Here is a 15,305-nt window from a genome sequence, read left to right as displayed (position 1 = left end):
CTTATAAAACAGTTCGATCGTCAATCGTGAAAAATTGACCGCTCAAACCTGTAACTATCAAGAAGCTTCGCTATTAAACTACTGCTTGTAAAACCATTCATGCCTGTGATTGAAAGAAGACAAAATCGCAACCTACCTCAGATTAACGAAAATATTCGATACCCCAAAATCCGGGTAATCGATACCGACGGCGCGCAACTAGGGATATTGACGCCTGCAGAAGCGCTGCGCCTCGCAGAAGAAAAAGAACTCGATCTCGTACTTGTCAGCGACAAAGCTGACCCGCCCGTATGCCGGGTAATGGACTATGGGAAGTACAAATTCGAGCAGGAAAAGAAAGCGCGAGAAGCAAAGCGGAAGCAGCACACTGCCGATGTTAAAGAAGTGAAGATGCGCTACAAAATTGAAGAACACGACTACCAAGTGCGCCTCAAACTAGCAGACCGCTTTATCAAATCTGGGGACAAAGTAAAAGCCACGATCATGTTCAGAGGTCGGGAAATCCAACACAGCAACCTAGCAGAGGACTTGCTTAAGCGCATGGCCACAGATTTGCAGGAAATCGCAGAAGTGCAGCAAGCCCCCAAAAAAGAAGGACGCAGTATGATGATGCTGCTGTCGCCAAAGAAAGTATAAATAGATAGTCATTAGTAAGCAGTCATCAGTCATAAACTGGTGACTGATAGCTGATGACTTCCGAAGTTAGTCAGGAATAAGCTACCACACAGGGAAATCAACGCTGCATGGAAAATTTTCAAATCAGCGGTTCGGCGGGAGTAAGACAAGGAGTGCTGCGATCGCTCAACCTGCGATCGGAAGAAGTAGAGCGAACCGTACTGATGTTCGTGGTCTACACTCTAACCTCCGTCGGGCTGATCTGGCTGGAACTCAGCACAGTAGGTCTTTTTCTAGATGAATTTGGTGCAGACAAAATGCCCTGGATTTACATAGCCAGCGCGTTTATCGGTTCTGGCTTGGGATTTGTCTACTCGTGGCTGCAAAAAATCCTGCCGCTAAGGCGCACCGTAGTGGTTGTTCTGGCAATGATGTCGATACCGCTATTTTTGTTTCGATTCGGCATCGGCTACGAAAATACTCAGATAGCTGGCGTCAGCATCGCTTTTATTACTATTTTTTTGATGTGGCTGTGGGTAGAAGCTTGCTATGTCCTCAACGACCTTAATACTTCTATCACTTCCAACCAACTGTTTAATATTAGAGAAATCAAGCGCACCTATCCGCTAGTCAGTAGCGGCTATCTAGTAGCTGGAGTAGTCAGCGGATTTTCTCTGCCTGTTTTGCTGTACGTAGTCGGACTCAAAAACGTTACCCTCATATCGGGGTTGATGGTGGCGACAGGCTCGGTGTTGCTCTACTACCTCACGGAAAAATACAGCCAAGCATTCCCGGAAACGGCTCACTGGACGGATGACGACGAAGACGACGACCAAGAAGAATTTACCGCCCGCAAAGTTACAGGCCCGCTCCAAAAATACGCCGTACCTCTAGTCAGTTTCTTCATCCTCGCAGAAGTCGTCTACGTGCTGGTAGATTTCCAATTCTACAGCCAGCTAGAATACCAAAACCCGGGGGACGGAGCTAGCTGGATCGCTAGCTTCCTGGGCATTTATGAAGGCATACAAGGCCTGTTTCAAGTGGCGACTCAGTGGTTCGCTTCGAGCCGGTTGGTGGAAAGAATCGGTGTATTCGTGACGGCGATGATTTTGCCGGCGGGCATCGCTATACTCGGAGTGCTGACGATAGGAGCCTCTCTGGGCCAGCTAGTATCTGTGTTCATCGGGCTGATATTGCTGAGATTTTTAGACGAACTGCTGCACTACACGCTGTTGGAAACTGTTAGCCCGGTTTTATTTCAACCGATTCCCGACAATATTCGATCGGGCATTCAAACCCTGGTCAACGGTGTAGGCGAACCTTTGTCCACCGGAGTTACAGGAGTCGGCATCCTGATTATGCTGTGGGTGACAGGCACGATACTCCCCCAGCAAGATATAGATGTATTTCACGACCAGCAAAGCTTGATATTTATTGGCGCGATCGTAATATTGGCCCTAGTGTGGGTGTTTGTGGTCTGGCTGATCCGCTCTCAATACGTGGGTTTGTTGGTCAAAAGTGCAGAACGGGGGCGCTTGGGCGTCACAGACGTTGACCTCAAAGCTCTCAAGCGCGCAGTGGTGGAAACTCTACAAAAGCCGGGGGGCGAAGATGAAAAGCGCTCTTGCATAGAACTCCTGACGCAAATTGACCCCAAAAATGTCGGAGAAGTTCTGGCTCCCATCCTCGATTCGCTGTCCCCAGGTTTGCAGCGCCAGAGCTTGGAAACGATGCTGCAACACCCGAACCCCGCATATTTAGAAGCTGTCCGCGCACTTTCGCAGCAATCCTTGCCGCCGGAGGTGCTGGCTTTGGCTTTGCGCTACATCTGGCTGACGGAAGCTGAACCGAATATTGAGAGCTTGCGGCCTTACTTGCAGCCGACGGTCGATCCGGTGGTGCGGGGTACGGCGGCTGCTTTAATTATGAGAAGGGGCGATCGCCTGCAAAAGGCAGAGGCTACTAACACGCTGCGCCAAATGCTGACGCACAAACAAGAGCGGGAACGTGTTATGGGGACGCGGGCTCTGGGAGAGGCTGATTATTTGCAAGGACTGCGGCTGTACATCCCCAATCTGTTGCAAGATGAATCTCTGCGAGTGCGCTGTGCTCTGTTAGACGTGATTTCGTCTACTCATTCGGAAGAATATTATCCTTCGCTGCTGCGCGGACTCGGTTACAAATCGACTAGGGAAGCGGCTTTGCAGGCTATAGTCAAACTTCACAACGATGCCATTCCTTTGCTCGTGTATTTGGCTGAGGATATCCACAAGTCGGATTTGGTCAGGTTGCAAGCTTGGACGGCTCTGGGTCAAATTGGGACAAATGAGGCGATCGACATTTTGGTGAGCAATTTGATGACGACTTGGGGCACGACCAGGCGCAACATCCTTCGCATCCTGTTGAAAATGCCTTCGGAAGCGGGGATAGAAGGGGTTCTAGACCGCATCGGCCGTAGCGGCTTGGAAACTCTTATCGAACAGGAGTTAATGTTTATCGGTCAAATTTATGCAGGTCTGGTAGATTTGTCTGGGGTAACAAGCTACGGCAATTTGTCGGGGGGTGCTAACAGCACTGGGGCACATGGGGGCGATACGGCTCAATTGTTGCAGCGTGCTCTGGCGGGGTTGGAAGCGGACGCTAAGGATCGGTGTTTTTTGCTGATGAAGTTTCTTTATCCGCTGGACACAGTACAAGCGGCTGCTTTCAACATCGCTTCTGGCCAACCTTCTTTGCTTGCTAGGGGATTGGAAATTCTCGACAATACTGTGGATATAGCTAGGAAGCGATCGCTCATCAATTTGTTAGATCAACACTCGGAAAGAGAAAAATTGAGCAACCTCTCGGAATTGATGGTTTACAAACCTCTAGCCCCTAGCGATCGTTTGCGCCGCTTGCTAGAATTGCGCCACTTCCTTTCGGATTGGGCCTTGGCCTGCTGCTTTCACTTGGCGAGAGAAGCGCGCTGGAGTCTGACGGCTCAACAAACTCTTGTCTGTCTGCAGCACCCGACGGGTTTTGTCCGCGAAGCAGTGTTAGCCTATTTGAAAATAGCCTCGCCCCGGGCTTTGGTCGAATTGTTGCCCAGGCTGCAAAATGACCCCGATAATTTGGTATCCGCTCAAGTTGAAGAGATGATGGCAGAGTTGGGTGCTGGGGGAAAAAGGTAAAGAAGGAAGAAGGAAGTTCGGCAACGGATTCTGTAACGGATGTAACGGATGTAACGGATGTCGGGAAGAGGGAAGAGGGAAGAGGGAACAAAAAGAAACTATGCCCAATGCCCAATGCCCAATGCCCAATGCCCAATGCCCAATGCCCAATGCCCAATGCCTCTTCCTTTGTTTAAGTTTAAATTAATCATTGCATCTCATTATGTTAACCAGCGTCGAACGCCTATTGTTTGTGAGGGAGGTTCCGATTTTTAAGGAACTGCGGGATGATTTTCTCGTGCGTCTAGCATCGGTAATGGATGAACTTTCGTTTCCTTCTAAGCACAGGATTTTTACGGAAGGACAAGAAGGTCGATCTCTCTATATTTTGGTATCGGGAACGGTGCGCGTGCATATAGGCGATCGGGATTTGGCACAGTTGAAAGCGGGGGCTTGTTTCGGGGAAATGTCGCTGTTTGATGCAGAACCTCGATCGGCTTCTATTTCTACTCTCGAACAATCCGAGTGTTTGATGCTGACTCAAATGCAGCTATATGATGCGATTGATGAAACGCCGGGAATTGCGGTGAATATTATTCGCTTGCTGTCGCGCCGGATTCGGGAGTTGAATCAAAAGTTGAATGCTAAAGAGGCAATTATGCCTCCTACAGAGACTGTGAGAGTTCCTGAGATGCGATGAAATTGGGGAATTGGGAATTAATTGTGTTTTTAGTCGATCGGTAATTCTGCACAATTTATCTTCTGTAAGGTGCCAATAGCGCACAATTTTTCTGGCTAGTGTCCGCTATTGGCACCTTATACTAGATTCACAAAAAAATGTAACTATAGACAACCCCCAAACCAGAATATTCATCAGTCATAGCCAATCTAAAATCTAAAATCTAAAATCTAAAATCTAAAATTTAAAATCTAAAATGGCATGACTATCGCCAATAAGGCCGGCCCTTCCAAAAAACTCCCACCGTAACTCCGATTAGTGCAGCTTCCGATAAACTTGCTAATAAAGGAGGGATGGGTAGGAATGACTTTAACACCAAACCCAAGAGTACGCAGAAAACTAAAACCCACAAACTAATTCGGTTGAGCAAAAATTGTTGTTGCCAATACTCTAAAAAGTACACTGCTAAAGCTCCCATTCCCAGTGCAGCAGCGAAAGGTATCAATGTCCCCAGGGAGGAACCGTAAAGAAGCGTCACGACGTTGCGGATTGGTCGGGATTGCGTGAAACCCCAGGCTAAAAATAACTCCAATCCAATCACGATTGAATTGACGAGGGCGGCAATTTGCAGCATTTCTCGCCAAGGTAAAAGTTTTAAGCGCCGCAGAAAATTACTCACGATCGGCAGATTAGGTAGGTTGCTTTGATTTTATAACACTTTTGCCATGACGATCGACCTTTGATGACAATTTGTGAAGTAAAATAAAGATATAGAGCTGTCTCTTGACAAATTCACCCAGAGTAGCTGCCTATTAGTTGTTGGAACCGTGAAAGGAAAAAAGTTATGGTGGAGAACACTGTCGATTGTGCTGTAGCTTGCGTCAATGGCTGCGTTCTGGGCGACAAGTGCCCGAAGCGGGAATACGCAGAAGCAACGTCCCAGTTTATTGAAAATACTTCTCTGGATAAAATGCTAGAAATAGCAGAGGAAGCGGTGAGAAGGAAACGCACGGAACCCCCCAAATGGATAATTCCTGATTTTCCCGAATAGAATTAACATCCCCATTAAAAAGCGATCGCCCGTTGCAAAAGGGCGATCGCTTTTTGTATTCCCAATGAAATAGCCGATCGTAATCCATATATTTCCTGGGATAGAAGCTTTTAGCTTAAATAGCAATTATGATGCCACTTAATGACATCAATTGGCAATAACTAAAAATAATTCAGCTCAAGCGAAAGTCGGACACTTTTAATTTAATTGAGTTCAAAAACCAACAGGAGCAAGTCTCGTGGCACAGCAAAAGGAACGCAACGCAAAAACAACAAGAGATGGTGATAATTTGGGCGAATTGCCTCAAGAAATTACCGAATCTTACGGTACTGGCGTCATCGATCAACCGGGATTGAGCCAAGACGACATAACAATTTTGCAGGACAGCAGTTCAGAAGACTCTTCCACCAGTTCCCGAATCGGTGGCGAGGAGGGCGATCCTGCTGCGGAACAAGAAAGTGCCACTGGCGAGCAATCGGTGGGCGGAACCACGCCTACTCCCGACCTGGATATTGTTGACGAACTCGGAGCCGCTGCGGGCATAGAAATGCCCGATGGCGCTATTTTGAACACAACAAATATGCTTGAACATCGAGATGAAAGTCGCTGGGAATTAGATCCGAGTTCTGCGGAAGATTATCAGGAACGACCGGATTTTTAGGTCAATTTTTTACCAGAAAATAGGTAGTATAATAGGAGCGGGTTCACCAGTATCCATACTTCATATCCCAAGTATTTGTAAATCCGCCCCTCCTCACTTTTGCTCTCGCAGCACATATCCAACTCCCCGAACAGTATGCAGCCGACGTTTTGAGTTAAGCTGTTCTGCATTTAAATTGGATGTCAAAAAATAATCAAACTATTGTGGGGTGGGCGTCCCGCCCGCCCTGAACCTACAATTTAAATGCGCGACAGCTTACTTGCTTCTAACTTAATCCGTAACGCACGAATATACACTTTAATAATGTTTGGCTCACCCATAAAATCGTAACCCCAGATTTTTTATAAAATTGGCTCGCGGGTAATGACTTCCCGGTAATTTCGTAGCATAAATAATAACAAATTAAACTATTTTTTAGTGTACCAATTAGTTAATTAATTCTATAAATTAAAGGGGTTAAACCCTTAAAAATTAGGTCTTCAAATTATAACTTATCCGGGTAATTTGGTTGAGTTCGGCGCCGACGTGTTTTCACTCTCGCGAAGAGTTATTCCATAATGAAAGGCTAGTAAGATATAGGTTCAAAGCGATGCAGGGAATTAGTGGCTAACCGCCACGGACATTACCACCAGCAGTTTTCGTTTACCTGAGAACAAGGTAATTGTAATTGCTCCATTGCGTAATTGAGAAACCTGTAGCTCGCCCAATTGACAACTGCTATATTTTCTGATTTATCAACATTTCCGGTGAGTTACCCTTCATAAAGCGTGTTTGTAGTCAGGACTTCAGTTATCTCTAGGCAGATGAACAATTACTATGAGTCCTGACTACAAACTTACTGTGGTTAGATTGCCGGATATGATATTATGTATGGCAAAAACCGGGTTGATGAAGCCAACCCTCCTCAACAAAAAGGTTATTTATGGAATTTAAAGATTTTCTGGGTTTGCTGCATCCTATTTTAGCTGTAGCGATTGTTTTTCCTATGCTTGGTGTTGTTCTCAATATGGGGTGGCAAACCATGCAGCGTCGGAAGCAAATTGCGATCGACACCAAGAGCAAAATTCCACCTGTAGTCGGTTCAGAACACGTCAAAGCAGGTCGAATGCTGTCAGGTTCTGTGGTAGGAGTGACGTTGGTGGGTCTAGCCTACCCGATTTTTGAGCATATTTTGAGCAAGGATGTTTGGAGCAAAAACTCCTTTCAGGTCATTTTCATTGCCCTGATGTTTGTTGCAACTGTCGCCTCTTTGGTGATGCTATATCGAGCGACACCCGCTTTATGGCGCGGCATATTTGCGACCCTAACAGGTACTGGTTTGGTGATTCTTGGCACTCAAGATGGCGTTTATCGGCGAACCAATGAATGGTATTGGTCTCACTACTACATTGGCATCACCGCTGCGCTAATTATGGTTTTCTCCCTTGCCATCATTGAAGACATTTACAAAGACCGTTCAAATCGCTGGCGCACTATCCATGTAGTATTGAATTCGATCGCTGTGCTGCTCTTTCTGGGACAGGGAATGACCGGAACCAGGGATTTATTAGAAATTCCTCTGAACTGGCAGAAACCTTATATTTATACCTGTGATTTCACCAATAAGACCTGCCCAAAGCCGTGAGCGATCGCATTACTTAGAGATTCAAGTCTAAAATTAGTAGAAATTAGAAGGGCGGGACACCCCACAAGCAATTTGATGTATTGTGGAACAGGCATCTTGCCTGTTCTTGAGAGGTGATGTATTGTGGAACAGGCATCTTGCCTGTTCTTGAGATGTGATGTATTGTGGAACAAGCATCTTGCCTGTTCTGGAGATGTGATGTATTGTGGAACAGGCATCTTGCCTGTTCTTGAGATGAGAATGGTGCAATATCTCAGTCACTACTAATCAGTCATAAATCTTAATCATTGCGAGTCAAACCCTGAAGGCTAACTTGCAAAATCGACAAACCCAAAATTAGCAAAAACAAAACCAGCCCGATCGTACAAGCATAGCCAATTTCCAAATCCTTAAAAGCCCGTTCGTAAAGATAATAAACAACCGTCTTAGAACTATTGCGAGGCCCGCCCTGAGTCATAATATAAACTTCTTCAAAAACCTTAGTAGCAGAAATTGCCGAAATTACCGCCACTAAAACTAAATAAGGCTTCATCAGCGGCACAGTAATATCCCAGTGCTTGCCCAAACCATCAGAACCATCAATAGCAGCCGCCTCATAAAGTTCTGCCGGAATAGCTTGCAGCCCTGCCAAATAAATCACCATGTAATAGCCCAATCCTTTCCAGATAGTAACCGCCATGACGCTAAAGATTGCTAACTTCGGATTAGCCAGCCAAGAAACAGGAGGTAAACCCAACAATTCCCCCAACTGATTCAGCAATCCAGTCTCAGCAAACAGCCACTTCCAAGCAATCCCGGCGACAACCATTGAAATCACCGCCGGCGTGTAGTAGGCTGCACGAAACCAGTTCATCCCCTTAAGTTTTTGATTGCACAAAATCGCCATTCCCAACGGTAGAACAACCAATACAGGCACAACGCAGGTCAGATATAGCAGGGTATTCGTCAAAGTTTGCCAGAATGTGCGATCGCCCGACAACCTGTAAAAATTCTTCAACCCCACCCACTGCGGCATTTGAGTTAAATCATATTCGTAGTTGGTAAAACTCAAATAAAAAGCTTGCACCGCCGGCCACAAAACAGTCAAACTCAAAATAAATAAAGCCGGAAGTAAAAACAAATAAGGAGTCAGGTTTTGTCGCAAAAAAGTCAAAGGCATAAATTAGTTATTAGTTATTAGTTATTAGTTATTACTCGTTCCCAGCCCGAGCCTGGGAACCAGTTATTTCTTAGTCTGCGGAGGCAGACTTGGTTTGTGTAGACGCGGTTTCAACCGCCGAGTAATAAGGGATTAACACTTATTTAACTCCCGAAAACAAACCCTGCCAGTCTCCGGGAGAACTAGCATTGTCCCCCTCTTTTACCTCAAAAGTAACGTTGCAAGCTTGAGGTTGTTCCAAAGCCTCCACGCACAATTCTGCAATATCTTCCCGACTGACTTTGCCCCTAATATTGTCTCCTTGCTCAAATATTAAAGCTTTGCCTCCCGGTTCTTCAGTCAAAGCGCAAGGTCTGACCACAGTATAAGGTATGCCGCTCGATCGCACGCAATCTTCCCCTTTCAACTTCCAAGTCAAAATCCCCCCCAACATATCATTCATCCTGACAGCCGGCGGTTCTTCTTCCAAGTTAATTCCAGGGCGGCCAGGGCGGGTAACTCCTGCCGAACTCACCATCACAAATCGCGGCAAAGTCTGTCCCCCATCAGCTTTAATAGATTCTAACTCCAGTTGAAAAAGACCCGGTGTAAATTTCGGGTTGAGCGCGCCATCATATTCAAACTTGCTCAACATTAACTGAAAAGAAAAAATAGTGCTGGCATCAAATTTAGAGCCATCCTTAACAGTTTTCGCGCGGAATACTGGGATTAATTGGTCAAAAGGAACAGTGATAGTAATCCAGATATTGTAAACAGTATCAAACGAATAGCAATAGCCAATTCCATCCCATTTAGCTTCGTTGCGAACAATCAACTTGTAGCGCTTGCCGTCCCCTTTGACACGTAGTTGGAGGCCACTAAATCCTGCGAGATTGAGCGGAGTATCAAAGTTGCGGGTACGCACCGAAGCAAAGCCGCCCGAGTTGGCAGTAGAAACATTGCCTGTGAATAAAGCAGTATTGTCTGTCAGCCGAATCGAACTTTCGCTGGTGCCGCCCATCACGATGTCGTCGAGGGCTCCCCAAGTTTCTTTTAAATCTTGGCTGGGTTTTGTGAAGTCAAAAATTATTTTTTCGCCTGCTTGAATTAGCTGGCGGCGAACAGCTTGCACTAAATTATTGAGGCCTTTGTATTCCACGATTTCGGGAACATCGACAACTTCCGGCATATAAAATTTGATGCCTTGATAGTATTTTTCCCTGGTGGGGGTGTCTCCTTCTACCGGTTGAACTTTCGTGCCGGTGCAGCAGATAACTGCTTCTATGCCCTCGGTTACTAACGGTGTTAGGGTTTCTGGCAGAGTGATATCTCCTTCGACTAACTCGACATTTTGGCCGAGAATTTCTGTTGCTCTTTTGGTATCTCTGACGAGAGCTCGCACTCTATATCCCCGCTGTTGCAGCCGCTTGACAACTCGCTTCCCGACGCCGCCGGTAGCACCGGCTACCAGTATTAGTTTGGGTTGGTCTTTTTTAGTTTTGCTGCTGCTTCCAAAGAGTTGTTGCAGCCAGCTAATGCTGCCAATGAAGGGAATGACGCCGAAATAAGCCAAGGTTTGGAGAAACCGGCCGGCATCCCATTGGGCGGTTTTTTTTTCAGTCATATTAGCTTCCTCTGAATTGGCTCAAATCTACTTAGCTGCTTTTGTATTTTAATCGAATTTTCGATTTTTGAATTTGGGCGATTTCCTCGCCTACCCTTCGGGAACCCCTGCGGGAAGATAGCTTCGCTTGCGCGGACTTTTTTTCACTTGACAATGGGTTGGGGATGAGTTTGGCTTAAGGGAATCTCAATAATCAACTCGGTTCCCTCTCCGGGGGCGGAAATGCAAGTCAATTTGCCACCGTGTTGTTCTACCGCAATTTCGTGGCTAATCGCCAAACCTATCCCCGCACCTTTGCCCACCTGTTTTGTGGTAAAAAACGGCTCAAAAATTTTCTGGCAAACTTTTTCTTCCATGCCCCAACCGTTGTCCTTGATCCGAACTGCTACGGCTTTTCCTCCCGGACAAATTTCAGTCACAATCCGAATTTGTCCGCACGTCACTGGCTCTTCTTCGCCCCCGCAGTGCGACGATAAATTATTGTTGACAAAGGCCTCTTCGAGAGCATCAATTGCATTTGTCAGTACATTCATAAATACTTGGTTGATTTGAACTGCGTAACACTCAACCAAAGGCAGAGAGCCATATTCTTTGATGAGATGAATTGCTGGGCGATCGGGCTTCGGTTTGAGTCGGTTGCTCAAAATCAACAAAGCGCTGTCCAATCCGTCGTGAATGTCAACTGGTTTAATCTCTGCTTCGTCAATTCTAGAGAAATTTCGCAGCGACTGAACTATCTCGCGGATGCGGTTAGCTCCTACTTTCATTGAGCCCAGCAACTTCGGTAAGTCTTCAACTATGAACTCTAATTCTACTGCTTCTATTTGTGCTTGAACTTCTGGCGAAGGCGACGGATAGTGCTGCTCGTAAAGCTGCAATAAATTAATCATTTTTTGACTGTATTCATTAGCATAGCTAAGATTGCCGTAGATGAAGTTAATCGGGTTAGTGACTTCATAAGCTACCGCCGCCACCAACTGTCCCAAACTTGACATTCTTTCGCTTTGCACCAATTGAGTTTGCGCCCGCTTAAGCTCGGACATCGCTGTTTTTAAATTAGCAGTTTTTTCTCGTTCTCTGGCGACTGATGCTTCTAGTGCTGTATTTAATTTTTCGAGTTTGTCGGCTTGGCGTAGCACTATATTAATCATTGCTTTTTTCAGTTCCAATGCAGCGTCTATTTCGCATTGTTTCCAAGGCAACGATTTGTACCTCACATTTTCCTTCCACAGCTCGAAGGATTTCCTAGGAGACAGTCGAGGGTGGCCCTCTTCATCTTTTTCAACTGGTTTGTTGGGGTTGCCTGCCCAATTTACGGTCTTAATTACTTCCGGGCGAAACCACAAAACGTAGATTTTCTGAGTCGGGGATATTGCTATGGCCAAACACCCGCTGGCCGTGTCTTTAAATTCCTCAGCTTCTGGATAGCATTTGGTCAGCGAGTCTGTAGAAAAAATTTCTTTGTTTAGGTGATTTTGCACCCACTGAGTTAAGTATTTGAGCGCTTCTCCCTGGGGTGTTTGCCCGACTCGATAGCAATTGTCTCCAAATACTATTGCTGCTCCCTGGGCGTTGACTGCTTCTAGCAAATTATGCTGACATTTAACTAAGACTTGTGACAAGTTTTCGGAGGTGGATATGTCTTCAAAAATCTTGGTGAGAATAGATTTTAAGTGTAGTTGATAGTCGTAGTCTTCGTTTCCTTCTTTTGATTGCAGTTCTAAGGACATTACTTGCCCGATAAATTCGCAGGCGGCACGCAATTCATAGTTGAGGTATTTTGGTGTATAGTTGTGGCAAGCAATCAATCCCCACAGTTTTTTGTCTTTGATTAACGAGATTGACATCGAAGCTGCAACGCCCATATTTTGCAGGTATTCTATGTGAATGGGAGAAACGCTTCTCAACACGCTGAAACTCAGGTCGAGGGGCTGGGTGGTAAGAGCATGGTTTCCTGAAACAAGGGGGACTGGTTGATAATTAATATCTGGGATTAACCTCAGCCAATTTAACGCATACAGTTGTCTGGCTTGTTTGGGAATATCTGAGCTGGGGTAGTTTAATCCTAAGAAAGGACTCAGCATTTCTGCTTTGTCTTCAGCGATCACAGCCCCGTTGCCTTCGTGGTCAAATTGATAGACCATAACTCTATCAAAACCAGATATTTTCCTGACTTCTTCTACAGTCAGTTGGCATAATTCTTTGAGATTTTTAGCACTTTGAATTTTGCTAACAGTGGCTCTTACTGAATGATAAAAGCTAAAAACCGAAATATTTTCTTGGCTGGTAGCTAATTCTAACTCGACAATCAAAACTCCTTCTACTCTGTGAAGGATGCAGTCAAATTCTAAAGATTTACCTGCTTTATGAACAGAGAGTTTAATGGGATTGACTGTTTTTAAGTTTTCATTCCGCAAACAGGCATTGAGTTTTTCTAGTTGAACTCTATCGAATAATAAGCTCAAATCTTGACCGATCGCACTTTCCGGCTCTACTCCTAACAAATCTTGCGTATTTTCACTGACTTGCAGTATTTCTAGTTCAGGTTCTCGTACAACAAGTAGCACCCCGTGTGGCTGAATGTGCCCCGATATGTGAATCGGTTCTCTGTCGCAGTTTGTCAAGTCAACTTCTTCGAGCGCGGGAATTGTGATTTGTAGATCCATTTTCTTTGTCTTCCGCTGTAAAATTTCTAGAGGGTTCTATTGATTTGAGATTTGAGAGCAAATTGGCTTTTCCATAATAATCTCATATTGTTCGATCGCATAACGGCTCGCTCCCTTGACGGACACTGAGAATCCATCATCCGAGAATCAGCGAATCAAAAATGATTGAGTCGAAAATCAGCCTGCCGTATGTGTTGCTGTTCTAGCAGCCTCAGCCTTCTAGAAATTTTACAGACTTGGCTCTTCTATACTATCGCTTCCCGATGTTAATTATCACAGCTATTTTTGCCATTCTTCCAGTATGTTTAATAATTTCCCCAAACTTTAATATTTGTGGTAAAATTTTTCCTGCTGGAAAAGGGGGAGAGAAAGGGAGCATCTCAATGAAAGCAGCCCTCCGCTAGAAATTGGAGTTAGGAGTCAGGAGTCAGGAGTCAGGAGAAAAGAGTCAGAAGGAAGAAGTCAGGCGCCAGAAGAAGTGTTTGTACAAATATGAGATGCTCCCGAGAGAAATGCGTCTCCAGAGCGGCCTACTTACTGAAATATTAAGTTAAGGTAAGGGTGACAATATCTGAAAGTCAAGTCACGCTAAGCTCTTTAAGTATACCCAACAGGCCCGACAATTAGACTGATGATCGACTTCAATACAGTTACTGAATTTTCTCATACCTACTGCATAGCTATCTGTGCCTTTTTAGTTCCGGCAAACTTGCTGAATACTTTGCTGACAGCGATTTTGACAGGACTAAACCGACCTCGAATGCAAATTTGGGCGTCTGTGGGTGTGGCCAGCCTTTGGGCTACAGCAATGATATTTCACGTTTTTACCTGGTTCGCGATCGGGGTAGTAATGCCTCCGACATACATCTTGCTAGTTATGGCAATCACTTGTCTGACAATCAATGTCTGGGCGATCGCTCATCCTGCAAGCATGATGCAATTAATTCGAGTTGCGGTATCAGTGGTTAGGGGAGGTTTCAGAAGGAAGAAGGATTTAGTTGTCTAAGAGACAAATATCTCGTTATCTAGCAACTCAAAAAGAATTTGGAGGGGGTAATGTGAAAAGTTTCAGGGAAAATATTGGTTTCTGAATAGTTTTTCGGGTGGCCAATCGTGCTTCCGAGGGCTGAGTTTTCAGCGGTTATTCCGGTTCGCGATCGCGACAATCTTCTGTTTCCGGGCCGCGGGGATGGATCGTGCAGTTGAGCAGGTAGCCGCCGTCGCTTCTGCCGTAATAGTAGCGGCATCCGATGCAAATTGCGGGAGGTTCGATCGCACTTTGGTAAACCGGATAATCCGCAGTTGCCAGCAGCGAAAAGTCGCGCTGCGTCTGAACATTCCCGATAATAGCACCGGATAGTTCGACAGCTTGGCGGATGTTTTCGATCCTGGTGTAAGGCGGCAGGTAAATGTCAACACAAAGGCGTAGGCCCTGGCTATCCTGTTCGTGGCGGGTAATAGTGCCTCCGAGCAAACCGACGCGCGAAGCGATAGCCGAGGAAAATTCGCTCAGGGAGGTGCAGTAACCGGAGAAAACGTGAATATGTTCGTCCGTAGTAGCTCTCACCGTCAGGCGAGTGGGAATTCGGACTCTCAGGTAAGCGTCGAGTTCGTCAAAAACCGGTTCGGCGAGGGAGAGCATTTGGCTTGCGTCTTCGTGGTTGAGCCCAAAACCCTTAGAAACCTTGGACACGAGGGCTGCTAAAATATCAAAAACTTCGGTTAAGAGCGATTGTAGCCTGCTATCAATGGCGATCGGACATTCTCTCAGCAGCTTTAAATAATCCTCCAAACGATGAGCAATGCGCTGAATGCTGCTAAATCCGAGCATAGCTGCTCCCCCTTTAATCGAGTGCGAGGCTCGGATGAGCTGGTGTATTCTTTGGGGAGCTGGCACGGTGTTTTGCAGGTCCTGCAAGCCTGGTTCGATAATTTGGATCTGTTCTGTGGCTTCTTCGATAAAGTAGCCGATGATCCGCTGTAGTTGTTCTGGCAGCATAATTTTATTCTCCGAAAGGCACCCTAGGAGCGGTTGACTGTTGTCAGTTGACTGTTGTCAGTTGACTGTTGTCATTAATCAGACATTTGATAGTTGGGA

13 protein-coding genes are annotated in these 15,305 nt (G+C 45.8%); 7 read left to right on the top strand and 6 right to left on the bottom strand.

What is annotated here, in order from left to right:
• Positions 1-99: 99 nt before the first annotated feature.
• The 3 genes from infC to QT990_RS22355 all read left to right on the top strand — a co-directional run bounded on the left by infC (position 100) and on the right by QT990_RS22355 (position 4,464).
• The gene (gene infC, locus QT990_RS22365; RefSeq protein ID WP_006635262.1) at positions 100-636 is read left to right on the top strand and encodes a translation initiation factor IF-3; all 537 of its coding nucleotides are present in this window, start codon (positions 100-102) and stop codon (positions 634-636) included.
• A gap of 107 nt (positions 637-743) precedes the next feature.
• Positions 744-3,785 (top strand): HEAT repeat domain-containing protein, encoded by a 3,042-nt coding sequence (locus tag QT990_RS22360; RefSeq protein WP_333465757.1) that lies wholly within the window; start codon positions 744-746, stop codon positions 3,783-3,785.
• 202 nt (positions 3,786-3,987) lie between these two features.
• Positions 3,988-4,464, top strand: a complete 477-nt coding sequence (locus tag QT990_RS22355) for a Crp/Fnr family transcriptional regulator (RefSeq protein ID WP_015176146.1) — start codon at positions 3,988-3,990, stop codon at positions 4,462-4,464.
• A gap of 244 nt (positions 4,465-4,708) precedes the next feature.
• Here the strand turns inward: QT990_RS22355 and QT990_RS22350 are convergent, their stop codons facing one another.
• Positions 4,709-5,122: a peptide chain release factor 1 gene (locus QT990_RS22350; protein ID WP_333103423.1), complete on the bottom strand. Its 414-nt coding sequence runs from the start codon at positions 5,120-5,122 to the stop codon at positions 4,709-4,711.
• Between the two features lie 165 nt (positions 5,123-5,287).
• On the opposite strand from QT990_RS22350, the gene QT990_RS22345 reads away from it, so the two are divergent.
• Positions 5,288-5,494, top strand: coding sequence for a hypothetical protein (locus QT990_RS22345; protein ID WP_333142901.1), 207 nt, complete (start codon positions 5,288-5,290; stop codon positions 5,492-5,494).
• 238 nt (positions 5,495-5,732) lie between these two features.
• On the top strand, positions 5,733-6,155 hold the full coding sequence (locus QT990_RS22340) for a DUF6335 family protein (protein ID WP_333142900.1): 423 nt from the start codon (positions 5,733-5,735) through the stop codon (positions 6,153-6,155).
• A 239-nt stretch (positions 6,156-6,394) separates the two neighbouring features.
• Here the strand turns inward: QT990_RS22340 and QT990_RS22335 are convergent, their stop codons facing one another.
• On the bottom strand, positions 6,395-6,475 hold the full coding sequence (locus QT990_RS22335; protein ID WP_333142918.1) for a hypothetical protein: 81 nt from the start codon (positions 6,473-6,475) through the stop codon (positions 6,395-6,397).
• A gap of 602 nt (positions 6,476-7,077) precedes the next feature.
• Between QT990_RS22335 and QT990_RS22330 the strand changes: the two genes are divergently transcribed.
• Positions 7,078-7,779, top strand: a complete 702-nt coding sequence (locus QT990_RS22330; RefSeq protein WP_333142899.1) for a DUF4079 domain-containing protein — start codon at positions 7,078-7,080, stop codon at positions 7,777-7,779.
• Between the two features lie 280 nt (positions 7,780-8,059).
• On the opposite strand, the gene QT990_RS22325 is transcribed toward QT990_RS22330, so the two are convergent.
• From QT990_RS22325 to QT990_RS22315, 3 genes are all read right to left on the bottom strand, one after another.
• A complete protein-coding gene (locus tag QT990_RS22325; protein WP_333142897.1) occupies positions 8,060-8,938 on the bottom strand; it encodes a sugar ABC transporter permease in 879 nt (292 codons plus the stop codon).
• A 139-nt stretch (positions 8,939-9,077) separates the two neighbouring features.
• On the bottom strand, positions 9,078-10,541 hold the full coding sequence (locus QT990_RS22320) for a CIA30 family protein (RefSeq protein WP_333142896.1): 1,464 nt from the start codon (positions 10,539-10,541) through the stop codon (positions 9,078-9,080).
• A gap of 143 nt (positions 10,542-10,684) precedes the next feature.
• Complete coding sequence (locus QT990_RS22315) at positions 10,685-13,207, bottom strand: ATP-binding protein (protein ID WP_333142895.1); 2,523 nt, start codon at positions 13,205-13,207, stop codon at positions 10,685-10,687.
• 631 nt (positions 13,208-13,838) lie between these two features.
• On the opposite strand from QT990_RS22315, the gene QT990_RS22310 reads away from it, so the two are divergent.
• Positions 13,839-14,213: a hypothetical protein gene (locus QT990_RS22310; RefSeq protein WP_333142894.1), complete on the top strand. Its 375-nt coding sequence runs from the start codon at positions 13,839-13,841 to the stop codon at positions 14,211-14,213.
• Between the two features lie 135 nt (positions 14,214-14,348).
• Here the strand turns inward: QT990_RS22310 and QT990_RS22305 are convergent, their stop codons facing one another.
• The gene (locus QT990_RS22305; protein ID WP_333142893.1) at positions 14,349-15,206 is read right to left on the bottom strand and encodes an Hpt domain-containing protein; all 858 of its coding nucleotides are present in this window, start codon (positions 15,204-15,206) and stop codon (positions 14,349-14,351) included.
• Between the last annotated feature and the right edge of the window lie 99 nt (positions 15,207-15,305).

This window comes from Microcoleus sp. T3_B1, assembly GCF_036700445.1.
Classification (GTDB): domain Bacteria; phylum Cyanobacteriota; class Cyanobacteriia; order Cyanobacteriales; family Microcoleaceae; genus Microcoleus.
This window is presented reverse-complemented; position numbering and strand designations above follow the sequence as displayed.